This is a genomic window from Winslowiella sp. 2C04 (assembly GCF_050037805.1).
GTDB classification, from domain to species: Bacteria; Pseudomonadota; Gammaproteobacteria; order Enterobacterales; family Enterobacteriaceae; genus Erwinia; species Erwinia toletana_A.
Genome location: NZ_CP188300.1, coordinates 2,884,974 through 2,907,883 on the forward strand (window position 1 = coordinate 2,884,974; position 22,910 = coordinate 2,907,883).

Below are 22,910 nucleotides of genomic sequence, written 5' to 3' on the forward strand. Positions count from 1 at the left end.
GTATTTGCCAGCACTTTAATCAAAATGAGCAATGACAGAATTTAATCGCGATATTACGTTTATTTCAGCGCCTGAGCGGAGAGTCGCAGCTGTATATCTTCATCGAGGTTATTTACCCAGCGATTGTAATTTCGATGGATCATGCCGCCGCTGGCCATCAAATTATGTGAACCTACATAATTGATATTGTAACGAGTTGCAGTGTAATCAATGCGAATATCCGCACTGTGACCGCGCTGCGCAAGATGTCCGTTAATTACCCCGGGGGCCACCGGCGTCATCACCCATTTCCGCGCCATTCCGGCCTCCAGAATCGCCGTTCTGACCTGATCCTGGCTGACTTTTGCATTAACCGGATGCTGAACATTCAATACTGGCGCAGTGCGTGAACAGGCGGTCAGTGTTGCAATGGCGAACGCCATCGCCAGCAGGTGATGAATTTTCATAATATCCCTTTAAGTGATTCGTCATATATAGCGAAAAAACGCGCGCATAATAGCACCAAATGTAAAGAAAGGTGAAGCGCGGGATGATCGGTGTGAACGAAAGGCGGAAAAACTCATTTTAAAGCGGAAAGATAAACCTTATTTGAACAAAGGGCGGTTTTCTCACCGCCCCTGATAATTATGACGCTGGCTTCCAGCCTCCTCCCAGTGCGCGATACAGATCGATCTGCGCCAACAGCAGGCTGTTTTTCAGCTGTACCACGCTGAGCTGGGTACTGAACAGCGTGCGCTGTGCATCCAGCTCATCAAGATAAGAAGCATAACCATTCTGATAGCGATTGCGTGCAATGCGCAGCGCTTCGCTGACGATCTCCTGCTGTTTTTCTAACTCCCGCAGCTGTTCGCCGTTGCGCTGGATCGCATCAATATCGTTATTCACCTCACTAAAGGCGTTGCGCACCACTTTCTCATAGTTGTACAGCGCCTGATTACGTGAGGCCATCGACACATCCACCTGCGCGGTCAAGGCTTCGCGATTCAGCAGCGGGGCCAGCACGCTGCCGCCCACGCTCCATAAGCGGAACGGATTATCCACCAGCTGATGCAGCACTGAACTTTGCAGCGTGCCGGAGGCCGTCAGATTCAGCGATGGCAGCAGATTAGCCTGCGAGGATTGCAGCGTCTTGTCCGCCGCCAGCAACAGGCGTTCTGCCTGCACAATATCCGGCCGCCGCTGCAACAGTTCCGAAGGCAGCAGCGTCGGTAACTGCTGCGGCATAATCTGGTTAAAGTCTGGGGTGCGGGCAATCTGACGCGGATTCATCCCTGTCAGAATGCTCAGGGCATTTTCCTGCTCGGTAATCTGATGCTGCAACTGCGGTATCTGGGCTTTGGCGCTCTGATACTCTGACGCCGCCTGCACCCACTCCAGCCGCGAGGTATAGCCGGTTTCATACTGGCGCTTCGCCAGCTGCAACGAATTTTCGCGCGAAGCGAGGGTCGCCCGGGTAACGCGCAGTTGCTCATCCAGCGCGCACAGCGTCAGATAGCCTGAGGCTACCGAGCTGGCGACGGTAAGTTCCGCTGCCGACGCGGCCGCCTGCTGGGCTGCCAGTGAATACTGCGCGGCATCAATGCTGCTGCTGCGCGCGCCCCAGATATCGACATCATAATTGGCCTGCAGCAATCCCTGAAACACCGAGTGATCGCCCGGTAGCCCGGTCGCCGCTGAAAGCGTGCGGGCGCGGGTGGCGCTGACGCCAGCATCCAGCGTCGGCAGGTTATCGCCCTGTGCGGCACGCAACTGGGCACGATACTGATCGACGCGCGAACGTGCAGTCAGAATATCCGGGTTATTACGCAGCGACTGCTCGACCAGATGATTCATATTATCGTCGCCGAAGGCGCGCCACCAGTTGGCTTCCAGCGTGGATGCCGGCCCCACCTGGTTGCGCCATTCGGCCGGAATCAGCAGCGACTGCGGCGCTTTTTCAACGTTGGTAGAGCAGGCCGCCAGCGCCAGCGGGATCAGCAACGCCAACAGCTTTGGTTGCCAGCGCATCACCGATTCTCCTTAGCCGCGTCAGTTTCAATCGTCAGCTGCACCGACATTCCCGGACGCAGCCGCGCATGATTTTCACTGGTGATTTTAATTCGCACCGGAATACGCTGGGCGATTTTAACAAAGTTACCGGTGGCGTTATCCGGCGAAATAGCACTGAACTCGGAACCTGCCGCCGGAGAGATATACTCCACTTCCCCGCTAAAGCGCTCGCCATCCAGTGCATCCACACGGAACGTCACCGGCAGGCCTGGCTTAACCCGCGCCATCTGCGTCTCTTTCATATTGGCGATCACCCACAGCTGTGCAGGCACCAGAGAGGTCAGGCGCGTACCGGCGGTGACGTAAGCTCCCTGCCGCACCGCAATCTGTCCCAACTGGCCGTCACGCGGCGCGATGATGCGGGTGTTATCAAGATCGATTTGCGCCAGTTCCAGCGCCGCTTGCGCGTTGGCAACATCGGCTTCCATCGAGGCACGATTGACTATCACCGTCTGCAAATCCTGCCGTGATACCTCAAGGGTGGCTTTGGCCTGCTGCACGTCGGCTTCGGTCTGACTGTTACTGGCACGCGACGCATCCCGCTCACGCACCGATAGCGAACCGTCTGACACCAGATTTTCTACCCGCTTCAGATCCAGCCCGCTTTTCACCGCCTGCGCTTTTGCATTGGTCAACGCCGCCTGATTACGCGCAATCACCGCCTCCGCGCTGCGCCGCTGCTGGATATTATTCGCCAGTGCAGCTTGTTTCATATCCAGCTGCGCCTGTGCCTGGTGAACGCGCTGACGATAAATGCGATCGTCGATGGTCATCAGCAGCTCCCCCTGCTTCACCGGCTGGAAATCCTGCACCTCGACGGAGGTGACATAGCCGTTAACCTGAGGGCTGATAAAGGTAATCTGGCCACGCACATAGGCATTTTCGGTACTCTGAGCGCTGCTGGTAAACGGCCACAGCTGCCAGGCGTACAGAATCACCAGAACCCCGACGATAGCGATACCGCTGCCGACGGCGATGGATAAAATACGCAGCTTGTTAGTTCTCTCGCGCTCGGAGGCTTGCGCCTGTTCCTGTTGACTCATTGTTAATCCCTGCCAGATTCAGTTATTGCTGGTGTTTGTTGTGCTGCTTGCTGGTTACGCTTTGCCTGACGCCAGTTGAGATAGCGCAGGCGGGTTAAGCGCCACAGCACCCACATCAGGGTGCACAGCGCCATACCGGCAGTCAGTAAATAGGTATCGTTATATGCCAGTACATTGGCCTGCAATGTGGCGACGCTTTGCAGCTGCACGACGCCCTCGGCATTGCGTAAAATGCCATCGCCAATCAGGCTGTTGTACAGCGCGGTATACTGGCTAAGCCGTTCCGTCACATTAGGGTCAAGCAGCGACAGCTGATCGCCCAGCAGACTGGAGTGGTACTTCTCCCGCCAGGTCTGAAAGGTGCCGAGGATCGCCGAGCCAATCAGCCCGCCAAGATTCTGGCTCATGCCGAACAACACCACAAAGCTGACCAGATTTTTCGGCTGCGTCACCACGCCGCCCACGCCCAGCAGCATCGCCGGGGCAAGGAAAAAGGCGCTGCTGAAGCCAAGTAAAAACTGGCTGAAATACATATTTTCCGGGCGCGTCAGCGGGTTAGAATCAGCATCCATTAGCGAAGCGATCATCATAATCAGCAGCGAGACGACAATTGGCCAGGCTAAGATGGGTCGGCTTAATCGTCAGCGCGCTGGCAATGATGCCGACGATCACTCCGGCAATAATCGCCAGCGCCAGACCGCGCATCTGATCGTTTTGCAGGCCAATCTGCTGTAAAAAGCCTATCGCGCCGGTATTCTGCTCGGCCAGCACCACGCGCATCATAATCATCACAATGCCCAGCCGCACTATCGCTCCGCTGCCGAGCCAGCGGGTATTAATTAACGGGTTGGTGCGGTTATGCTCCACCACCACCGCGGCGACAATCAGTACCAGCGCCAGCGCCAGGCAGACACCCAGCCACGGCGTGGTAAACCACCATTCAATGCGCCCCAGCGACAGTACGCCGCACAGCAGCGCCATGCCCGGTGCCAGCAGCACAAAAGTGAGAAAGTCGGTTTTTTCGAACACTTTATTGCGATCGCCGGGCGGCAACTTCAGCAGAAAAACGCAGCCGAGCGCAATCATCGCCAGCCCCAGCTCGAACAGATACAGCCCGCGCCACTCATCAAGCTGCAACAGCTCGGTAGAAAACAGCCGCGCCAGTGGGATCGCCAGCTGCGAGGCGCAGATACCGATGGTCAATGCTTTCAGTCGATGCTTCGCTGGCCACGCCTGAATCTGATAATAAATACCGAGCGAACTGAGCGCCGCACCGACCATGCCATGCGCGGCGCGCACGATAATCGCCGAGCTGAGATCGTTGGCAAACAGATGGAAAAACGCCACCAGCACATACAGCACCAGAAAAGCTTCGGTAAAAATACGCAGGCCAAACTGCTGGCGAAACTTCACCAACAGTAAGTTAATTGAGATATTGCCCATGACATAGACCGCCGGTAACCAGGCAATCTCATTTGAATAGGCGCCAAAGGTTCCCTGTAAATTGGTCAGATTGGCGGTAACCAGCGCGTTACTCAGCGCACCGGTAATCGAAATCAGCAGGCCAATCAGGCCAAAGGCAATGCGTTTATGGCCCGGGTGGATCGGCGTTGACGGCGATCCCGGCAGCATCGGTTTTTCATGCGGCTGCCAGTCACGCGGCCCATAAGGACTGTTTTTCGCCACGTCAGCTTGCTCCGGTTGCCGTCAACAATTGCTGCAAAACTTTCTGTGTAATCGCCAGTTCCTGCTCATCGACGTTCGCCAGCAGTTCACCGCGTAGGGTATCGGCTTCAATTTTCACCCGACGAAACACTTCACTGCCCTGTTCGGTAACCAGCAGCAGCCGCTTGCGTCGATCCTCCTCCGGCTGAACGCGCTGCACCAGGTTTTGCCTGACCAGACGATCGATTAGCGGCACCACGCTGGCTTCTTCCAGCCCGAGTATCTGCGCCAGCGCCTTTTGCGTCATCGGCTCATTTTCGCTGGCGATAGTGGCCACGGCAAACCAGCTGTTCATGCTCAGGCCATTAGCTTTTAAGCGCCGATCGATCGCCAGCCGCCACGCATGGGCAGTGAGATGAAGTAAACGCGAGAAATTATGCTGCTGAGTGTCCAACATATAGAGGCCTGATGATTAGATATCTAACTAAATAATAGCCGCAATTATACGCAAGCAGAAATCCTGTTGTGAAGTCCCTGGTTGCTGGATGTTGTGCACAAAGTGGCAAAATTCAGGTGGATAAAAGTAGTTTAGCAGCGAAAGCTAAAATAGCGCTTCGCTGCTCATTTCACTTAGCGGGCGGTGCAAAAACCTTGATGGCCTGCGGGCGAATGGAAAACTGTGCGGGCGTGGTGCCGACAATCTCACCATCTGCATTAATCGCATGTGGGCGGCGGGTGGTGATGGTCAGTGCGGTCGCCGGGAAAGCGCGCACTTTGCGCCATTTACCGTGGGTGCCGCGCCGCAGATAAGGGGCCAGCGCCAGCATCTCCCACCAGTGATCCAGCTCCAGACTGTAAACATCAAGCTGGCCGTCGTCGGGCGTGGCGCTCTGCTCTACCGTCATACCGCCGCCATAAAAACGGCCATTACCGACTGAAATCTGCATGGTTTTCACCGTTTCCTGCTGACCATGGTGGTCAATCTGCACGGTAAACGGACGACTTTGACGAAACAGCTTCAGCGCGGCAAAAGCGTAACCCAGCACGCCCCAACGCTTCTTTGAAGCAGCCGTCAGGTTTTTCGCCAGTGAGGCAGAGAACCCGATGCTGGCAACATTGAAGAATGGTCGCTCATTAACCATCCCCACATCCAACTGGCGCAGATTTCCGGCGGCAATTATCGCCACCGCACGGTTCAGATCTTTCGGGATAGCCAGCGTGCGCGCCAGATCGTTTGCGGTTCCCAGCGGTAAAATTCCCAGCGGCAAACCGGTTGCCATTAACGCAGCCGCAGCGGTGTTTAACGAGCCGTCACCGCCGCCGACGATCACCAGATCGATGCGATCGGCGCAGGCATAAATCGCCTCGCTGAGGGTCAGTGACGGATCGGGATACACAATCTCAATATCATGACGACCCAGCGCCGCAATCGCCATTTCGAAACTACGGGCGCCATTGCGTGACTGACGGTTAATTAAAAGTAGCGCTCGACGCGACATGTTACTTGCCCTTCTGATAACAGAAGCGCAATTAGACTCTCCTGCCGCAACCTGCTCAAGCGGGCTTTAACTGCCTTACATTGCTGACATTTCATTACGTTAACGTGCAGATGGCCTCGCGTATCGACATCACTTGCCAGCCAGATTACAACGGTTAGTATTATCAAATTGAATATCAGACTAAATAACAGTGAGAAAATGAATCGCTACCCGATGTTCAGTCCGCAGCAGTTGCTGAGCTTTGTTGCCGTTTGTGAGAGCGGCAGCTTCACCCGTGCCGCCGAGCGCGTCTTTCTCTCACAGTCGACCGTCAGTCAGCAAGTGCGCCGACTGGAAGAGATGCTGGGTAAAGCGCTGCTGGAGCGCTCGTCACATCAGGTGTTACTGACCGAGGAGGGTGAAAAGCTGCTGGGCTATGCGCGACGAATTATTGCGCTGAATGGTGAAGCCCATGACGCGCTGACGGATCTGTGGCGCGACGGCGTGGTACGGCTCGGCATGCCGGAAGATTTTGCCGGCCCCACTACCGCCCTGCTGGCCGAATTCAGCCGCACGCACCCGCAGCTGCGGCTGGATGTCTCCAGTGGATTAAGCAATGAACTACGCAGTGCCTGGCAGCGGGAAGAGCTGGATATCATTCTGATTAAACAAGCCAAAGGGGACAAACCGAAAGCGGCGCGCGCTGAGCCATTATTATGGCTGGACAGCGCCGAATGGCCCACGTTTGAGCAGTCGCCGGTGCCGCTGGTCCTGTTTCCACAAAATGGTTTATATCGTGATGAGCTGTGTCAGGCGATGGATGCGCTGGACCGCCGCTGGCGCATCAGTTACAGCAGCGCCAGCCTTGCCGCACTGGTCGCCGCCAGCGCTGCCGGGCTGGGCGTCACGCTGCTGCCCGCCAGCTGCCGTTTACCCCAGCATCGGGTGCTTGGCGCGGAAAGCGCCCTGCCGGCAGTTGATAATTTTGAGCTGGCGCTGTTTTATCGCGATAACGCCTCTGCCGCGCAGCTGGAACTGGCAGAAAAGCTGCGGCAATTTTGTCAGCTGGCTTAGCAGTGCTTTTTCCACTGATAACCAGTGGAAAATATCACAGCCAGCACGCGCCGATTCTTTTAGGGTGGTAACGCAATGCAAACCCTTTCCGTTCGCCTGATTAAGGAAATCGATGTGCAAAACCCTCAACAACCGAGTCGCAGAAACTTTCTCTCACAAAGTGCCAGAGTTACCGCTGGTGGCGTGTTACTGGCATCCGGTATGGCAGCCGCCGCGCCGTCAACGGCAAGCAGCATAATATGTGCCGATGACGCGCGCAGCGTTAAGCAGTTTGACGCCAGTCACTATCTGCTGCGCAATGTGCGACTCGAAGAGGGATTCGAACGCGAGGGTGAAATGATTATCGGCACCCGTACCGGGCTGTGGACGCTGGAAATCAATCACGGCAAAATCGTCGCCGTTCAGCCCGCGACGACTGCCGCAGCCAGCGACCTGCCGGTGTTTGATGCCGGTGGCTTATTGCTGTTACCTGCCACACGCGATATGCATATCCATCTGGATAAGACCTTTTACGGTGGCCCGTGGCAGGCGCCGCGCCCGCGCAAAGGCAAGACGATTATGGATATGATCGCCCGCGAGCAGCAACTTATCCCACAGTTGCTGCCTACCTCCGTGGCGCGCGCTGAAGCGATCATCGATCTGTTACATGCCAAAGGCACCACGGTGGCGCGCAGCCACTGTAATATCGATCCGGTGAGCGGGCTGAAAAGTCTCGAACATCTGCAAATCGCGCTGGAAAAACACCGTAATGATTTCAGTTGTGAAATCGTTGCTTTTCCACAGCATGGCTTACTGCATTCAAAGGTCGATGGTCTGATGCGTGAAGCGATGCAGATGGGCGTGCAGTTTGTCGGCGGGCTTGATCCGACCAATGTCGATGGCGATATGGAAAAATCACTCGACGCGATGTTCCGTATTGCGCTCGATACTAATACCGGCGTGGATATTCATCTGCATGAAACCAGCCCGGCTGGCGTTGCCGCCATCAAATATATGATTAAGACCGTCAAAGAAAACCCCACGCTGAAAGGTAAAGTGACCCTTAGTCACGGCTTTGCGCTGGCGACTTTGTCTGGCAATGAACTGGATACGGTGATTCGTGACATGGCTGAGCAGCAGTTTAGCGTCGCCTCAACGATACCACTGGGCAAACTGACCATGCCATTACCGCAGCTAAGTGCGCAAGGCGTGACGGTAATGACCGGCACCGACAGCGTGATCGATCACTGGTCGCCGTTTGGCAGCGGCAGCATGCTGGAGAAAGCTAACCTGTATGCACAGCTGTACGGCCACTCTGACGAGTTTGGCCTGACGCGCTCACTGGCAATTGCCACCGGTGATGTGCTGCCGCTGGATAGCAGCGGTAAGCGCCAGTGGCCTGCGGTCAATGATGATGCGGAGATGATACTGGTGGATGCCAGCTGCTCTGCCGAAGCGGTGGCACGTATTTCTGAAGTGAAAGCCACATTCCACCAAGGCCGTGTGGTTTTTGGCGGCGTGGCAAAAGCGTAATAGTGAAGTGGGCGGCGGCAACATCGCTGCGGTAACAACGTTACTCTTCGCCGCGTTCAGTTAACACCTTTGCATATCGTGGAGCCGTTTTCGGCTCCCGTCCGGATAAATCCTCGGCATCAACGACGATTGATCAATGCAGCGGGCAAGGCCAGCGATGCGGAATACCAAAAGCCTGTAACAGTAGTAGCGTAAATACCGCAGCAAAAAACAGTGAAATAAGCGCCGCCAGTGCCCCGGTTACCCATTTTTCGATAGCTGAATACGTCATAGTGTGACCTCACTAAATTTCAGTCAGAGAATACTGCTCAGTAATTCCCTTCTGGCACCTGTTGCGCCAAAAGCTCCCTTACTCTTCGTCGTTAACAGATAAGCAACATTGTTAAATATTGCTTATCTGTATAAGGTAGATCATCACTATAAACATCGGGGTTTTAATCGCGCGGCGTTATGTAAATATTTGTAAGCTAAAATCATATTAAACTGAAAATATTGATAATTTTCCACAATCAAAATCAAGGCAGGTCGTTAATCTGGGTGTAAATAGCTAAATCAGCATGGGCAATTATATCGATATAGCTTAAGCAGCGTCGAGGAAGGAATAGTACAACAGAGAATTTCAGACATAAAAAAACCGCCTTTCGGCGGTTACGACATTACTGCACATTGCTTTTATTTATTCTGTCTAATCACGACGTTAACACAATCGGATAATGACGCGCATTCTACCATCCGGTGGTTTTTTTTCAATAACTTTAGTATGGGTTTACTGACCCGATCGTTGTGACATTCGCGAACGCAGCTGCGCCAGTAGCCATTGCAGCGCCGGGTCGTTATCACGCCGCTTATGCCACAGTAACGAAAGCCTGAAAGGAGTAATGCTGACCGGCACCTGGCTGCTTATCAGGCCATAATGCTCTTTCCAGCTGGCGGCCAGCCCTTCCGGTACCGTAGCCAGCAGCGGCATCTGTTCAAGCATCAATGGCAGCGAAGAAAAATGCGGCGTGACGTAGCGAATCCTGCGCGACCTTCTCTGTAAGGCCAGCTGTTCATCCACTTTGCTGTGACTGGCCCCCCGATAGGAAACCAGTACATGATCGGCAGCGACAAACTCATCAAGAGTTATTGGCGTACTCAACGCTAACTGGCGTGGATGCCATAAAGTGCAAAAACGCATTTGGCGAATGTTTTCTCTGATCAGGCCAGCGGGAGTCTCTTCAGCGACCGAAATCGCTACCTCGATTTTATCCTGCTGGATGCTTAATACATCCTGGAAAGGATCGCTGGCGCTGACCTGCAACGTTATCCCCGGCGCTTCCCGTGCGGTACGCGCCAGCAAACCTGGCATCAGCCAGCTCTCTACCCAGTCGCTCATACCCATGCGAAAAGTGTGGCTGTCCGTCGCCGGTGAAAACCTCGGGGGCTGAAACAGTACCTGCTGCATCTGCTCCATCATCGGCAACAGGGCAGCCACCAGCGACTCGGCACGCGGCGTGGCGATCATCCCCTGCGCGCTACGAACAAACAGTGGATCGTTAAACATTTCACGTAATCGGCTCAGCGCGCCGCTGACCGCTGGCTGCCCAAGGTGCAATTTGTCTGCGGTGCGCGATACACTGCCTTCGCGGTGCAGCACCAGCAGCACCGTCAGCAGATTAAGATCAACGCGACTAAAATCACTTTCCCTGATGTTGTTCATTATTTTAATCGATTTGAATGATGTTCATAGCCGCAGGATACTGCCTGTCAGCTGATAACAACAACTGTTAATGAGGAAATAATGAAACTACTGATGGCGCTGATCGCCACCCTGACGTTTTCCAGCGCTACGCTGGCGGCTGAGACGCAGACACCGCTGGATCGCCAGGCTCCGGGATACTACCGCATGATGCTCGGCAAACTGCGTATTACCGCCGTCTCTGACGGCACGGTAACCATTCCACTTGAGAAGCTGCTGACCCACATCACTGCGGAAGAACTGCGGGAAAGGATGGCGAATGAGGCGATGACTCCAGAGGCAGAAACCTCAATTAATGCCTTTGTTATCGATAACGGCCAGCAGCGAATTCTGATCGATGCCGGTGCCGGCGATCTTTTTGGCCACAGCGGCGGCCATCTGCTGGAGAATCTGGCCGCGGCAGGCTACCCGGCGGAATCGATCAATGCGGTATTACTGACCCATATTCATGCTGACCACTCCGGCGGGGTGTCACGCGATGGCAAGCCGGCCTTTCCGAATGCCGAGGTTTATGTAGATAATAAAGATGCAGATTTTTGGTTAAACCAGAACAATATCAACAAAGTGGAAGTAAGCCAGCAGCACACCTTCGCCGAGTCTGAACAGACGCTGCGCCCGGTGATTGATGCCGGACGCTTCTCCACCTTTACCGCACCTGCCAGCGTAGTTGCCGGTATTCAGGCGATTCCGGCCGCCGGACATACGCCGGGCAGCGTGCTGTACCGGATAGAAAGTGAAGGCCAGGTACTGGTGCTGTGGGGTGATATTATCCATGCCAAAGCGGTGCAGATGCCTGACCCGCATGTGGCGATTCATTTTGATGTCAGTCAGCCTGATGCGGTGCTGACCCGTGAAAAAGTGCTGGCGCAGGCGGCAGATCAAGGTTACTGGGTGGCAGCCGCACATATCGCCTTTCCGGGGCTGGGACATGTGAAGAAAGCAACTGATGGCTACCGCTGGGTGGCGTCGAATTATACGACCCAACTGGCACACTGATTTTCTCCCGTGTATCAGCTGGTGCACGGGAATTATTACGGACTCTTCAGTCTGAAATCGGCTTTGAATAGATCGAATACCCAGTCATCCTGCCACTTGCCATAAAGAAAATAGTTTTCACGCAGCGTACCTTTCTGCACTAATCCCGCTTTTTCCAGCACCGCTTTTGACGCCAGTTGCCTGCGGTAACGTTAGCGATTAACTTGCGAAAATGTGGCAGTGAAAATGCTCATTATCACCTTTTTTCCGTATGACCAGACACAGCCAGTGCGTGCTGCCTGGTGTCCAGCGCGGCAGTCGGCTATCGAAGGAGTCGCATTGAAATGATGTAACGCTAACATCAAAATTAATATGCGAAAAGTGCCGTATTTAAGGTGGTATCCGGCAGTCACTTACCGTGATACAGCATATTCTGTGCTATACTGCCCATCCCGGAAATTTTGCATATGAAATCAGAAGACACGCTTGACTGGTATCCAGCCCAGCTCCCACCGGTAAAACTCATTCTTGGCAACGCGATCCTTGAGGTCTGCAAGCTTGGCCGTCCGATCAATACCCGAACTCTGCTTGAATATCTGCAAGTCGCTCAGGCTAAGCAAAAGCGCCGCGATGACAAGATTGCTATGCAGACGGCGATTGATGTGCTCAGAGACAATCAGCGTATTAATGGCCGGTTGTAACGCTACGCAGCCGCCAGTCATTTATCCTGCAATAAATTAGCCACCGTTTGTCATTAACATTTTCTAACGTCTGAAACCATCATCTATAACAACAGGTTATGGAAGAATCGGTCTGCCGCACTTGCACTCTTTGAGGTGACTGCCAGGGTTAATACAGTAATTTAGCCAATAACAGCAGCGAACAAGGAGTCAAAATGGCACGTTTTAATCAAAAAGTTGTGGTGGTCACCGGTGCCGGTTCTGGGATTGGAGCAGCTACCGCCAAACGCTTTGCCAGTGAGGGAGCGGCAGTCGTTTTAGTCGGCCGCACTGAACAAAAGCTGGAAAAAACCCTTGCCACACTCACTCCCGGCAACCACCTTGTGGCCCCCTGCGATGTCGGTGAGGCTGAACAGGTTGAAACCTTGTCACGCCGCGTGCTGGAGAAATATGGTCAGGTTGACGTGCTGGTGAACAATGCGGGCGTTATCGTGCAGGGACGTATCCATGAAGTGGCACTCGACGACTGGAAGCAGTTGATGAAAGTGGATCTGGACGGCGTGTTTCACTGCATTCACTACTTTATGCCCGCACTGCTTAGCAGCAAAGGTAACGTGGTAAACATTTCTTCGGTATCTGGTTTAGGTGGCGACTGGGGAATGAGCATTTACAATGCGGCCAAAGGTGCAGTAACCAACTTTACCCGCGCGCTGGCCATGGACTACGGTACCGATGGCGTGCGCATCAATGCCGTCTGCCCTGGCTTTACCCTGACTGAACTCACTGAAGAAGTGGAAAGTAATCAGCAACTACTGAATAAGTTTTACGAGCGCATCCCACTGGCTCGTGCCGGTCAGCCTGACGATATTGCCGCTGCGGTCGCCTTTATCGCCAGCGATGATGCCGCTTATATTACCGGTGTTAATTTGCCGGTTGATGGCGGCCTGACGGCCTCAAACGGGCAGCCTAAACAGGCGTAACCGGCATAATGACCCGGGCGACACAGTGTGTCGCCTTCGTTTTGCCCTGCCCGACTTATGCTGCGCGGTTAATCTGGCGGCTTAAGGCAATCTTTTCCGCCTGCAGCAGCAGCTCCTGCAAATCATCTTCATCGATATCAATCAACTGCCCCTGCATCAGCGCTTCATGCAAATCATGACGCGTGATCGGTACGTCAATGGCTACCGGCTGCGGTTTAGCTTCAACTGCGGCCAGCGGATGAGGATAGCGACGGCCTGCCAGGTTATTAAACACAATTGCCAACAGCGCCAGGGACACAGAATTAAGTAATATTGGCGTAAAGGCAAACAGATAACCGGCCTGATGCGTCGCTGACCCGCCCAGTATCACGGTTAATGCCACCGCACCACCCGGTGGATGCAGACAGCGCAGTTGGAACATCAACGCAATGGCAAGACAGGCGGCAACGCCACAGGCAATCGCCGGATTGCTGATCCACATACTGACAGTGACGCCCGACAGTGCAGAAACAAAATTGCCCCCCACCACCGACCATGGCTGCGCCAGCGGGCTGTTCGGTACACCAAACAGCAGTACGGCAGATGCCCCCATCGGTGCCACAAACCAGAGATTTACCTCTCCCAGCAGCCAGTGGCTAAACAAACTGGTGATTGCCAGACCAATGCCTGCACCCAGGCTGGCCAGCAGTATCTGTTTGCGTGCCACCGCCAGCGGATGCGGCCACAGTCGCCCGAAGAAAATGCGCATTTTTTTCGCCAGGCGGGGTGGGGATTGTTGTTCCATTACTTAATTCGCTCGGTCATAACAAAATCTTATCTCAGAAAGCGAGGATTTTCCCTGATTGACGGCGCAGTAACAACCTGAATAAATTTGTGGTAATTAATTTTTACCCTGCTTTAACCCTCTGATAGCATGCATAAACGCCCTGCCCTGGTCGCTTATTGTGAAATCGATCACAAAGCTTTAATGTTAACGTTAACAATAGTGATCGGCATCGCATAATTAAGCTTATGATGCTTCAAAAATCACAAAGTTAACGTTAACAATACTGCCAACCTCGTTGATAAGCGGAAAAAAGCGCAACATGAAAACCAGTAAACGTAGTCACTACCTATTGCTTAGCGGGCTGCTATTTTGCTTTTTTTACACCTGGTCCTCGGCATTCTCACTGATCTCCTTATGGCTGAGTCAGAAAGTTGGGTTGCGCGGCAGCGAAACCGGACTGATATTTTCCGCCACCGCACTGACGGCGCTCTGCGCTCAACCGCTGTATGGTTTTATCCAGGATAAGCTGGGATTGCGCAAAAACCTGCTGTGGATGATCGGCGGGTTGCTGTTGATCAGCGGGCCATTCTTTATTTTTGTCTTCGCGCCGCTGCTGCAAATTAATATTCTGCTGGGCGCGGTTGCTGGCGGCCTGTATGTCGGTGCGACTTTTTTTGCCGGTATCGGCGCGCTGGAATCCTACACCGAACGCGTCAGCCGCATTCTGGGCTTTGAGTTTGGCAAGGCGCGGATGTGGGGTTCGCTTGGCTGGGCAACCGCCACTTTCTTCGCCGGTTTTCTGTTTAATATCGATCCCAATCTTAACTTCTGGATGGCATCGTCAGCGGCGGTAGTATTCCTGCTGCTGTTAGCCTGCCTGCGCGAAGTGAAAACGGAGGCGCTGAGCCAGCTGGAATATGGCAAATCCGACGGCCTGACGCTGGCGGATGTCGCCGCTCTGTTTCGGTTGCCGCGCTTCTGGGCGCTGATTGTGTTTGTCTCCGGCGTCAGTGTGTATAACGTTTACGATCAGCAATTCCCGGTGTACTTCTCGTCGCTATTTTCTGACGTTAAAAACGGCAATGAGATGTACGGCTTCCTTAACTCATTCCAGGTGTTGCTTGAGGCGGGTGGCATGTTTCTCGCCCCCCTGGTGGTCAACCGTATCGGTGCCAAAAATGGCCTGCTGCTGAGCGGCATGATTATGGCGCTGCGGGTGATTGGCTCCGGGCTGGCGGCGGATGCAGTGACCATCTCGCTGATGAAGCTGCTGCATGCGGTCGAGCTGCCAATTCTGCTTATCGCGATGTTTAAGTACATTACCACCCGCTTCGACGCGCGACTCTCCGCCACGCTGTATCTGGTCGGCTTCCAGTTTGTCACTCAGGTTTGTGCCAGCGTGCTGTCACCGCTCGCCGGACACGGCTACGACCTGATCGGTTTTGCCAATACCTACATGATCATGGGCACGCTGGTACTCGGCCTGACCCTGATCTCCTGCTTCCTGCTGCTGGGTGACAAAGCCAGCATGCCCCCTTCCCTGCAATTGAAACAGAGTGAGTCCTTATGAAACAGCGACTGGAACGCGCCGAACAGGCGCTGAGCACCGCGGTTAAGCAGCGTGATGATGCTTTTTATCCCCATTATCATCTGGCTCCGCCAGCAGGCTGGATGAACGACCCGAATGGCTTGATCTATCATCAGGGTCTGTATCATGCGTTTTATCAGCATCATCCGTTCAGTGAAAACTGGGGGCCGATGCACTGGGGACACGCCACCAGCCATGACATGGTGCACTGGCAGCATCAACCGATCGCACTGGCGCCAGGCGATGAGTACGATGCTGATGGCTGCTTTTCCGGCAGCGCTGTCGACGACCACGGCATCCTCAGCCTGATTTACACCGGTCACGTCTGGCTAAACGGTGAAGGTAATGACAGCGCAATTCGTGAAGTGCAGTGTCTGGCCACCAGCGAAGACGGCATTCATTTCACCAAACAGGGCGTAGTGCTGACACCGCCACCGGGCATTATGCATTTTCGCGATCCGAAAGTATGGCGTGGAGACGACAACTGGTGGATGGTTATTGGTGCCCGTGACGCTGACGATCGCGGCCAGGTACTGCTTTATCGCGGCAGCAGCCTGCGCGACTGGCAGCTGGATCGCGTGCTGGCGCAGGCCGACGATCAGTGTGGCTATATGTGGGAGTGCCCGGATTTTTTCCCGCTCGGTGAGGAACACATTTTACTTTGCTCGCCGCAGGGTATCGCCGCACAGGGTTATGATTATCGCAACCTGTTTCAGAGCGGCTGCCTGCGCGGCCAGTGGCAGCCAGGCAGTGATTTTACCGTCAGCCATCAATTTACCGAACTGGATCACGGGCATGATTTCTATGCACCACAATCGTTTATCGCCGCAGATGGTCGGCGGATAGTGATAGCGTGGATGGATATGTGGGAATCGACTATGCCATCAAAAGCCGGTGGCTGGGCGGGCTGCATGACGTTACCGCGTGAGCTGACCCTGCAACACAATCAGATCCGCATGTCACCGGTAGCTGAAGTCGATACGCTACGCCGCACTCATCACGCCATTCCGGCCGCTCAGTTGCGCAATTGTGACCAACCGCTGGTGGCTGAGGCAGATGCGGTCGAATTGATTACCCATTGGGATCTCACTGCATCGACTGCCGAAAGCTTTGGCCTGCAACTTGGCGATGGCCTGACCATTGCGGTTGACAGCCAGTCCCGGCGGCTGATTCTGCAACGTCACTATCCGCAGCATGATATTCAGGGATATCGCAGCGTAGCTTTACCGGCGACGGATACCCTGCATCTGCGGGTCTTTATCGACAGCTCGTCGGTAGAGGTATTTGTTAATCATGGTGAAGCGACGCTCTCCAGCCGCATCTGGCCGCAGCAGGATCAGCGCGCACTGTCGCTGTTTGCCCGCAATGGTCAGGCTGAATTGCTAAGCGGCGACCACTGGACGCTGGCCGCCAACTAAGATTTATAAAGAAGCCCGCTCCAGCAGGGGCGAGGCTATTTTTACTAACCCCTGACTGCCGCGTTGCTCAATCAGATGCAATACCGCTTCGCGGCCAATTTCGACATGTGGAAGCTGTACGGTCGTCAGCGGCGGCAGAAACAGGTCGCCAATTCCAACCATATTGTCATAACCCAGCACCGCCACCTGTTGCGGTATCGCAATCCCTCTGGACAGCAGCACCTGATAGGCAAGAAACGCGATGCGGTCATTGCCACAAATCAGCACGTCAAAATTCGCTTTGCCCTGCACTATCGCCGCGTCCAGTATCGCCACCACATCACGATAATGCTCGTCTCCCCACGTCATATGGACCTGGCGCAACTGCGTCTCAGGCAGCCCGGTTTCGCGCCATGCCTGCTCAGCGCCAGCACGGCGGCTGATGCTGGCGGGCGTGCATTGCGGTAACCAAAAGCACAAAGGATGACGATAGCCACGCTGAATAACCGTTTTCATCGCCTGATACTGGCCAGCAAAATCATCCGGAATATAGCCCGGCAGCGGCTTGCCACGGTTAATGCAGTTAGCCAGCACCAGATTTTTATCCAGCAGATTGTCAGGGATATCGACCTCACGCAGGCCCATACTGGTGTAAATAATTCCGTCGGGGCGCTGAGAGAGCAGCTGATTCACCGCCCGCTCACTGTCCTGCTGCGAAGTAATACTGACCAGAAAGCTGCTCCAGCCAAACTCTCTGGCGGTCATCTCAATTGACAGCAGCATCTCAACGGAAAACGGCGTAGTGGCGGTTTCCAGCGCCAGAACGCCGAGAGTAGAGACTTTACTGCTTTTGCCGCGAATTTTGCGCGCTGAGAAATCGGGCACGTAATTCAGCGCATCAATGGCACGCTGGACTCGCGCCAGCGTTTCAGGCTTCAGCTGCTGCGGTTGATTGATTGCTCTTGATACCGTCATCAGCGAAACCGATGCCAGCTTTGCCACTTCTTTCAGCGAAGCCATAACTCTCCCAGGGACCAATGCCAATAGCCTGATCCTACACAAAAAGCGCCTGGCTGCACCTGGAAAAATGACATTCCGCGTTGATTAAGACTGCGGCGTCTCTGAGGCTGGTGCGGACTCTGAGACTGGCGCTGAATCTGAGGTTTTTGCAGTTTCAGATGCCTGACGGGTCTCCGTTGCCTGCATGGTTTCGGTGGTCTGATCCACTGGCGTTGCCGCAGCGGCTTCTGCTGCCTGGGCTGGCTCTGCTGCTGCGGTTTCGGTGGTCTGAGCTGCCTCCGCTGCCGGACTGGCTTCGGTTGTCTGAGTCGGTTCTGCTGCCGGAGTCGCTACCGTTGCCTGAGCCGGTTCTGCTGCTGCGGTTTCGGTGGTCTCCGCCGCTGACGTTGCCTGAGCTATCTCAGGTTTCTGAACGGTTTCCGCCGCCGGCGCCGGCTCTGTTTTCTGAACAGTTGGCGATATTTTTGCGCTCTCGCTTTTGGTCGCTGCCGGAACCGGCGGCGTTTCTGGATGCGGATCTTCGCTCAGTTCAGTAAACAACGGTTTGCTTTTGGTCACGGTGTAAGCAACATAACGAGTACTGTCGGGCGCGGTAGTGATTTTTACCGAGGGGATAGTGACACGACCAATCAGCGACCGCGCATAGCCTCCTACCTGATGTGCGCCTGCGGGCACATGGAGCGCCATACTTTCACCCACCGGCAGAGCACCCGCTTCGCTACCGTCGACGGTAACAAATATCGTTGCCCCATCAGCGGTACGCGCCGGAAGATGCGTCACTTCGACCAGCGTGTCACCCTGGCTAAAATCGGCCACGGTTTCATTTACTGAATGTTTTGCGCATCCGCTAAGTGATACAGCCGCCGTAATCGCGGCCAGGGTAAATCGGTTAATCATGATGCTTGTGCTTCCTGAGAGGCTTTTTGTGATCCTGCGCAGCAATATAGCGGATATCGCGAATGAGATGAACGTGCGCGGGGGCGATCTCAGAGAATTCTGTTGCCCACCTGCCGTTGATTGCACAACAGGTGAGCCGCGCCACTAAATATCAGAGGATTTACGTAAACCTGCCCGATGCAGCGTGGCGACAATGGCTGATACCGCCACCAGCATCAGCACCACGCCGAGAGCAATCATCGCCACAAAACCAAACCATCTGAACAGCAAAAATCCGGCAATACAGCCAGAGAGAAAAGAGAAAATTGTCGTCAGATGCGTATAAAGCTGTTTCTGATGCAATCGTCGCTCGGCATAAGCTGCATGGGTGACCAGTGACGAGATAAACGATCCTAAGGCAATACCCGCATCGGTCAGCGTACCGGTAACGTGTGTTGACCTCACCCGGCCGTTTGAAAGCTGGGTCGAGGTGGAGTTATGCACGCCCATCAGAAAACCGAGCAGCATCAAAATTTCATTGTTGTTTTTTCGCGCGTAGAAAGCGGTCTCAAAAATTGACGTCAGGGTTAATGCCACCCCTTCAACCAACAGAATAAGACAATAAATCGTCCGCAAATTTTTCTTCAGGCCGGCAACTACACTCAATCGGGCAGTGGTTGAGCCGACGATAAATGCGCCGATCAGCAGCGCAAGAAACAGCAGATCATCAAGATCGGAACCCGAAACTTCCGTGGAGATTTGAGAGGCATTACCGGTCATATGGGAAGGGAAAAAGCCAAATGCACCAAAGGCCATCGCATTAAGCACACCTGCTGTTGTCGCCAGCACTAATGCCAGCGAGCGGTCTTCAGTATGAGACCTTGCTTTCTTCTTTTTAATCAGCAAATTATTCACCATTATGGTTATGGGAAAAAGCCTGTACTCCAGTCATAACTTATTCAGCTTAGCCTCAGATAACAGAAGCGGAAGCAGAATAAACTGAAACGATGCTGACAGCGTGTTGATATAAATTATATTTATTAACTTTCTCATCTACTTTTAAAATAGCCAGCCAGCAAAGTAACGATGAAAAACGCCTGCCTGATATCTGCTTTATTTTTATCGGAATAGCAGAAATAAAACGGCTTCAGGCCTCGTTGCTTAACAGCCCACTATTGTCCTTCAGAGAACAAGCCGTGAAAGAATTTGACTATCAGCAGGATTTCAAAACGATCAATTTTCGTCAGCAGCCTGAACGCTATCAGGTCGGTCGCGGCGAGCAAGGCGTACTGATGGTGGAACCGTATAAAAGTGAAATATTGCCGCACTGGCGGTTCAAAACTCCGGCGATTGCTGAGGTATCAGCCAAAAAAATCTTTCAATTATACGAAGAATATCGCGCGGCTGAGGAGTTTGTCGGTATGGATATGGCGCGCAAGTTTATCCAGATGGGCTATACCCGCGCCCGGCGTTACGCCAATCATCAGGGCGGACGCAAATATGATGCTGACGGTAAGGTTTTGCCTTATCAACTGAATGAGGAAAAAGCCGAAGCCGCCGCCATCTTTAAGTCTTACTGGGATAAAATTCGTCAGGATAACGATTACCTGGCGCGTAAAAAAAATCATCAGGCTAAGTATGGTTGAAGACGCCGCCCCGTAGGACAGCAGCAGCTGCGCAATAAAAATTTTTTATCGCCAATGCTTCAGCTAAGCGAAAAATGCGACATAGATCACATTTAGGTTGAAATTTGTTAAGGCGGGCCTAAAATCTCCCGCTTTCTTTTTCACCACCTGAGCTGATTGCCTATGTCTGATATCAACGCCGTTTCACGTAAAACCGCCTGGACACGCGTACTGACTCTCGCTGTGGCCGCCTTTATTTTCAATACCACCGAATATATCCCGGTAGGGCTGCTCTCGGACATTGGCAGTAGCTTTGGTATGGCATCAGCACAAACAGGAATTATGCTCACCGTCTATGCGTGGATTGTGGCGCTGATGTCTTTGCCGTTGATGCTGATGACCAGCCATATCAATCGCCGCACGCTGCTGATTACGGTATTCAGCTTGTTTATCGGCAGCCATCTGCTGTCATTTTGGTCCAGCAGTTTTAATATTTTGCTGGTCAGTCGCGCCGGTGTCGCTCTGGCTCACGCATTATTCTGGTCGATTACCGCCTCGCTGGCAGTACGGCTGGCACCAGCCGGTAAGCGGGCGCAGGCGCTCGGACTGATTGCCACCGCTACAGCACTGGCGTCGGTACTCGGCTTACCGCTCGGCAGAATGATTGGCCAGGGTTTCGGCTGGCGCGTCACGTTTCTGGCGATCGCCGCCGTGGCGTTTCTGCTGTTATGGCTGATAGTAAAAGTGATGCCGAACTTGTCTTCCGAACATGCAGGCTCCATCAGAAGCCTGAACGCGCTGTTTCGCCGTCCGGCGCTGCTGGGGCTTTATCTGCTTGCCGTCAGCATCGTCACCGCGCATTTCACCGCGTTTACCTATATTGAGCCTTTTGTCGCGAAGGTCGCGGGGTTCAGTGAGAATTTTGCCACCCTGCTGTTATTAGTGCTGGGCGCAGCGGGCATCGCTGGTAGCTATATTTTCAGTAAATATGGCGAAGCTAATCTGAACCGGATTCTCACCGGATCGATCGCGCTGTTATTGCTCTGTCTGATGTTGTTATCTGGCGCGGCGGTCAGTGAAACAGGCATGGTGATCCTCTGCTTATTATGGGGAGTGGCGTTTATGATCATCGGCATGAGTATGCAGATGAAAGTGCTGACGCTGGCACCTGATGCCACTGATGTGGCGATGGCGATGTTTTCAGGCATCTTCAATATCGGCATTGGCGCAGGCGCACTGCTGGGTAATAAAGTCAGCACTGAGATCTCAATGGCTTCAGTGGGCTATATCGGGGCGGTACCTGCATTGCTGGCGCTGGTAGTGGCTTTCCTGATGTTTCGAAAATCCACCAGCCAGACTCGCCACGATGAACAATCACTGGTAAGCGAAGTTAAATAGCGAGTATCGCGAACAATCGCCTAAAATACGGGTGTTGTGCCTGCCTCAACACCCGTATCACTGGTTAACGGCTTTGCCTGTAATCCCGTAAGCAATCAATGACGACTGGCACAGCCACATTTTGACATTTCGCCCTGCACGGTTTTACCCAGATGCGAATGACGAATTTGCAACTCACCTTGCTGCCATGCGCCGCTGCGATCGGCACGATTATCTAACAAGCGGTTTAACGCCTCGGTAATCTGTAAATCTTGTCGCTGCGCCCAGCTGGTCAGATGCCAGGTTGATGAACGCGCTTCATCTACATCATCAAAACCCACAACCGCAATATGCGCACCCTGGCCAAAATCGCGAACGGCCTGCATCGCACCAAACGCCAGCAGATCATTTTCACAAAATAGCGCGTTGATACGCTCGGATGCCCGCGCCTGTTTCAGGTAACGCATCATCGCCTGATAAGCCAGCTCCCGGTCATTGCTGCCCGCCACCAGAAGCTGATCAACGATGATGTTAGCCGACGCCAGACTGGCGGCATAGCCCTCCATCCGCCGTTGATGGCTGGAATCATCCCGCCCTTTCATATAGCCAAAGCGCTGAAACCCCTGCCCAACCAGCAAACGGCCTATTTCCGCGCCAGCATAGTAATCATCTGCGCTGACGACCTGCGCATCGGCGTCTTCACTGCGACAAAGATAAACAGCCGGAACAGAGGGTAACTGAGCGGCAGCGAGATTCAGTTCTTCACTGCAAACGGTGGCGAGGAAAACCAGCCCATCAATCTGTAGCCTTCCCGCGTTCACCAGTAGCGATGAATAGTTCTCTGGCGAGTCGACGTTCAGCAACAGGGTGATAAAGCCACGCTTATCAAGTTGCCGGGTCAACTCATTCAGCAGCTTTAGGCTGGCAGGATGCGTGAATTGATCGCTGACGACTCCGATGATATGGCTGCTACTCTGCTTTGGCGGCATCTGTTGTAGGGTGTGATTCATCATTCGTTATCCGATTTCTTCGCAGAATTGACTGATAAAAACACAATAGCAAATTTG

General features: G+C 53.8%; 22 protein-coding genes and 1 pseudogene. 9 read left to right on the forward strand and 14 right to left on the reverse strand.

Annotated elements, in window-relative coordinates:
* Positions 1-59 precede the first annotated feature (59 nt).
* From ACP3TC_RS12945 to ACP3TC_RS12970, 6 genes and pseudogenes are all read right to left on the reverse strand, one after another.
* Positions 60-446, reverse strand: a complete 387-nt coding sequence (locus ACP3TC_RS12945; protein ID WP_313856941.1) for a hypothetical protein — start codon at positions 444-446, stop codon at positions 60-62.
* Between the two features lie 178 nt (positions 447-624).
* Entirely contained in the window at positions 625-2,007 is a 1,383-nt protein-coding gene (locus ACP3TC_RS12950; RefSeq protein WP_426818275.1) for an efflux transporter outer membrane subunit, read from the reverse strand.
* Positions 2,007-3,092, reverse strand: a complete 1,086-nt coding sequence (locus ACP3TC_RS12955; RefSeq protein ID WP_313856940.1) for an HlyD family secretion protein — start codon at positions 3,090-3,092, stop codon at positions 2,007-2,009. Before ACP3TC_RS12955 ends, ACP3TC_RS12950 begins: the two co-directional genes overlap by 1 nt.
* Before the next feature lie 2 nt (positions 3,093-3,094).
* Positions 3,095-4,724, reverse strand: a pseudogene (locus ACP3TC_RS12960) (MFS transporter).
* A 55-nt stretch (positions 4,725-4,779) separates the two neighbouring features.
* Positions 4,780-5,214 (reverse strand): MarR family winged helix-turn-helix transcriptional regulator, encoded by a 435-nt coding sequence (locus tag ACP3TC_RS12965; protein WP_390902504.1) that lies wholly within the window; start codon positions 5,212-5,214, stop codon positions 4,780-4,782.
* Positions 5,215-5,383: 169 nt separating this feature from the next.
* Positions 5,384-6,256, reverse strand: a complete 873-nt coding sequence (locus tag ACP3TC_RS12970) for a lipid kinase (protein WP_426816598.1) — start codon at positions 6,254-6,256, stop codon at positions 5,384-5,386.
* 198 nt (positions 6,257-6,454) lie between these two features.
* Here ACP3TC_RS12970 and ACP3TC_RS12975 point away from each other — a divergent pair, with 198 nt between their 5' ends.
* Together ACP3TC_RS12975 and ACP3TC_RS12980 are read left to right on the forward strand one after the other, a co-directional pair.
* Positions 6,455-7,309, forward strand: coding sequence for a LysR family transcriptional regulator (locus ACP3TC_RS12975; RefSeq protein ID WP_313857669.1), 855 nt, complete (start codon positions 6,455-6,457; stop codon positions 7,307-7,309).
* A 75-nt stretch (positions 7,310-7,384) separates the two neighbouring features.
* Positions 7,385-8,821, forward strand: coding sequence for an amidohydrolase family protein (locus ACP3TC_RS12980; RefSeq protein ID WP_426816599.1), 1,437 nt, complete (start codon positions 7,385-7,387; stop codon positions 8,819-8,821).
* A 133-nt stretch (positions 8,822-8,954) separates the two neighbouring features.
* Here ACP3TC_RS12980 and ACP3TC_RS12985 read toward each other — a convergent pair whose 3' ends face one another.
* Entirely contained in the window at positions 8,955-9,092 is a 138-nt protein-coding gene (locus tag ACP3TC_RS12985; RefSeq protein WP_313856936.1) for a hypothetical protein, read from the reverse strand.
* 495 nt (positions 9,093-9,587) lie between these two features.
* On the reverse strand, positions 9,588-10,520 hold the full coding sequence (locus ACP3TC_RS12990) for a LysR family transcriptional regulator (RefSeq protein ID WP_426816600.1): 933 nt from the start codon (positions 10,518-10,520) through the stop codon (positions 9,588-9,590).
* 81 nt (positions 10,521-10,601) lie between these two features.
* Here ACP3TC_RS12990 and ACP3TC_RS12995 point away from each other — a divergent pair, with 81 nt between their 5' ends.
* Positions 10,602-11,555 carry an MBL fold metallo-hydrolase gene (locus tag ACP3TC_RS12995; protein ID WP_313856934.1) on the forward strand — a complete coding sequence of 318 codons (954 nt, stop codon included), beginning with the start codon at positions 10,602-10,604 and terminating at the stop codon, positions 11,553-11,555.
* 35 nt (positions 11,556-11,590) lie between these two features.
* On the opposite strand, the gene ACP3TC_RS13000 is transcribed toward ACP3TC_RS12995, so the two are convergent.
* On the reverse strand, positions 11,591-11,716 hold the full coding sequence (locus tag ACP3TC_RS13000) for a hypothetical protein (protein WP_313856933.1): 126 nt from the start codon (positions 11,714-11,716) through the stop codon (positions 11,591-11,593).
* 285 nt (positions 11,717-12,001) lie between these two features.
* On the opposite strand from ACP3TC_RS13000, the gene ACP3TC_RS13005 reads away from it, so the two are divergent.
* Positions 12,002-12,235 (forward strand): hypothetical protein, encoded by a 234-nt coding sequence (locus ACP3TC_RS13005; protein WP_313856931.1) that lies wholly within the window; start codon positions 12,002-12,004, stop codon positions 12,233-12,235.
* A gap of 194 nt (positions 12,236-12,429) precedes the next feature.
* Positions 12,430-13,194 (forward strand): SDR family NAD(P)-dependent oxidoreductase, encoded by a 765-nt coding sequence (locus ACP3TC_RS13010; protein WP_313856929.1) that lies wholly within the window; start codon positions 12,430-12,432, stop codon positions 13,192-13,194.
* Between the two features lie 55 nt (positions 13,195-13,249).
* On the opposite strand, the gene ACP3TC_RS13015 is transcribed toward ACP3TC_RS13010, so the two are convergent.
* Complete coding sequence (locus ACP3TC_RS13015) at positions 13,250-13,978, reverse strand: HPP family protein (protein ID WP_313856928.1); 729 nt, start codon at positions 13,976-13,978, stop codon at positions 13,250-13,252.
* 301 nt (positions 13,979-14,279) lie between these two features.
* Between ACP3TC_RS13015 and ACP3TC_RS13020 the strand changes: the two genes are divergently transcribed.
* Both ACP3TC_RS13020 and ACP3TC_RS13025 read left to right on the forward strand, forming a co-directional pair.
* A complete protein-coding gene (locus ACP3TC_RS13020; RefSeq protein WP_313856926.1) occupies positions 14,280-15,530 on the forward strand; it encodes an MFS transporter in 1,251 nt (416 codons plus the stop codon).
* Positions 15,527-16,966: a glycoside hydrolase family 32 protein gene (locus tag ACP3TC_RS13025; RefSeq protein ID WP_426816601.1), complete on the forward strand. Its 1,440-nt coding sequence runs from the start codon at positions 15,527-15,529 to the stop codon at positions 16,964-16,966. The genes ACP3TC_RS13020 and ACP3TC_RS13025 overlap by 4 nt, the downstream gene beginning before the upstream one ends.
* A gap of 3 nt (positions 16,967-16,969) precedes the next feature.
* Here ACP3TC_RS13025 and ACP3TC_RS13030 read toward each other — a convergent pair whose 3' ends face one another.
* The 3 genes from ACP3TC_RS13030 to ACP3TC_RS13040 form a co-directional block, all read right to left on the reverse strand.
* A complete protein-coding gene (locus tag ACP3TC_RS13030; protein WP_313856921.1) occupies positions 16,970-17,965 on the reverse strand; it encodes a LacI family DNA-binding transcriptional regulator in 996 nt (331 codons plus the stop codon).
* Between the two features lie 84 nt (positions 17,966-18,049).
* Positions 18,050-18,862, reverse strand: a complete 813-nt coding sequence (locus tag ACP3TC_RS13035) for a hypothetical protein (RefSeq protein WP_313856919.1) — start codon at positions 18,860-18,862, stop codon at positions 18,050-18,052.
* Positions 18,863-19,006: 144 nt separating this feature from the next.
* Positions 19,007-19,747: a YoaK family protein gene (locus tag ACP3TC_RS13040; protein WP_313856917.1), complete on the reverse strand. Its 741-nt coding sequence runs from the start codon at positions 19,745-19,747 to the stop codon at positions 19,007-19,009.
* Positions 19,748-20,037: 290 nt separating this feature from the next.
* On the opposite strand from ACP3TC_RS13040, the gene ACP3TC_RS13045 reads away from it, so the two are divergent.
* Positions 20,038-20,487, forward strand: a complete 450-nt coding sequence (locus tag ACP3TC_RS13045; RefSeq protein ID WP_426816602.1) for a DUF4385 domain-containing protein — start codon at positions 20,038-20,040, stop codon at positions 20,485-20,487.
* Between the two features lie 162 nt (positions 20,488-20,649).
* On the forward strand, positions 20,650-21,864 hold the full coding sequence (locus ACP3TC_RS13050; RefSeq protein ID WP_313856914.1) for a sugar transporter: 1,215 nt from the start codon (positions 20,650-20,652) through the stop codon (positions 21,862-21,864).
* Positions 21,865-21,959: 95 nt separating this feature from the next.
* Here the strand turns inward: ACP3TC_RS13050 and ACP3TC_RS13055 are convergent, their stop codons facing one another.
* Positions 21,960-22,856, reverse strand: coding sequence for a substrate-binding domain-containing protein (locus ACP3TC_RS13055; RefSeq protein ID WP_426816603.1), 897 nt, complete (start codon positions 22,854-22,856; stop codon positions 21,960-21,962).
* Between the last annotated feature and the right edge of the window lie 54 nt (positions 22,857-22,910).

Excerpts from the sequence above, each read along its gene's own strand:
- ACP3TC_RS12945 (WP_313856941.1), bottom strand. The coding sequence starts at position 446 with ATGAAAATTCATCACCTGCTGGCGATGGCGTTCGCCATTGCAACACTG.
- ACP3TC_RS12950 (WP_426818275.1), bottom strand. The coding sequence starts at position 2,007 with ATGCGCTGGCAACCAAAGCTGTTGGCGTTGCTGATCCCGCTGGCGCTG.
- ACP3TC_RS12955 (WP_313856940.1), bottom strand. The coding sequence starts at position 3,092 with ATGAGTCAACAGGAACAGGCGCAAGCCTCCGAGCGCGAGAGAACTAAC.
- ACP3TC_RS12965 (WP_390902504.1), bottom strand. The coding sequence starts at position 5,214 with ATGTTGGACACTCAGCAGCATAATTTCTCGCGTTTACTTCATCTCACT.
- ACP3TC_RS12970 (WP_426816598.1), bottom strand. The coding sequence starts at position 6,256 with ATGTCGCGTCGAGCGCTACTTTTAATTAACCGTCAGTCACGCAATGGC.
- ACP3TC_RS12975 (WP_313857669.1), top strand. The coding sequence starts at position 6,455 with ATGAATCGCTACCCGATGTTCAGTCCGCAGCAGTTGCTGAGCTTTGTT.
- ACP3TC_RS12980 (WP_426816599.1), top strand. The coding sequence starts at position 7,385 with ATGCAAACCCTTTCCGTTCGCCTGATTAAGGAAATCGATGTGCAAAAC.
- ACP3TC_RS12985 (WP_313856936.1), bottom strand. The coding sequence starts at position 9,092 with ATGACGTATTCAGCTATCGAAAAATGGGTAACCGGGGCACTGGCGGCG.
- ACP3TC_RS12990 (WP_426816600.1), bottom strand. The coding sequence starts at position 10,520 with ATGAACAACATCAGGGAAAGTGATTTTAGTCGCGTTGATCTTAATCTG.
- ACP3TC_RS12995 (WP_313856934.1), top strand. The coding sequence starts at position 10,602 with ATGAAACTACTGATGGCGCTGATCGCCACCCTGACGTTTTCCAGCGCT.
- ACP3TC_RS13005 (WP_313856931.1), top strand. The coding sequence starts at position 12,002 with ATGAAATCAGAAGACACGCTTGACTGGTATCCAGCCCAGCTCCCACCG.
- ACP3TC_RS13010 (WP_313856929.1), top strand. The coding sequence starts at position 12,430 with ATGGCACGTTTTAATCAAAAAGTTGTGGTGGTCACCGGTGCCGGTTCT.
- ACP3TC_RS13015 (WP_313856928.1), bottom strand. The coding sequence starts at position 13,978 with ATGGAACAACAATCCCCACCCCGCCTGGCGAAAAAAATGCGCATTTTC.
- ACP3TC_RS13020 (WP_313856926.1), top strand. The coding sequence starts at position 14,280 with ATGAAAACCAGTAAACGTAGTCACTACCTATTGCTTAGCGGGCTGCTA.
- ACP3TC_RS13025 (WP_426816601.1), top strand. The coding sequence starts at position 15,527 with ATGAAACAGCGACTGGAACGCGCCGAACAGGCGCTGAGCACCGCGGTT.
- ACP3TC_RS13030 (WP_313856921.1), bottom strand. The coding sequence starts at position 17,965 with ATGGCTTCGCTGAAAGAAGTGGCAAAGCTGGCATCGGTTTCGCTGATG.
- ACP3TC_RS13035 (WP_313856919.1), bottom strand. The coding sequence starts at position 18,862 with ATGATTAACCGATTTACCCTGGCCGCGATTACGGCGGCTGTATCACTT.
- ACP3TC_RS13050 (WP_313856914.1), top strand. The coding sequence starts at position 20,650 with ATGTCTGATATCAACGCCGTTTCACGTAAAACCGCCTGGACACGCGTA.
- ACP3TC_RS13055 (WP_426816603.1), bottom strand. The coding sequence starts at position 22,856 with ATGATGAATCACACCCTACAACAGATGCCGCCAAAGCAGAGTAGCAGC.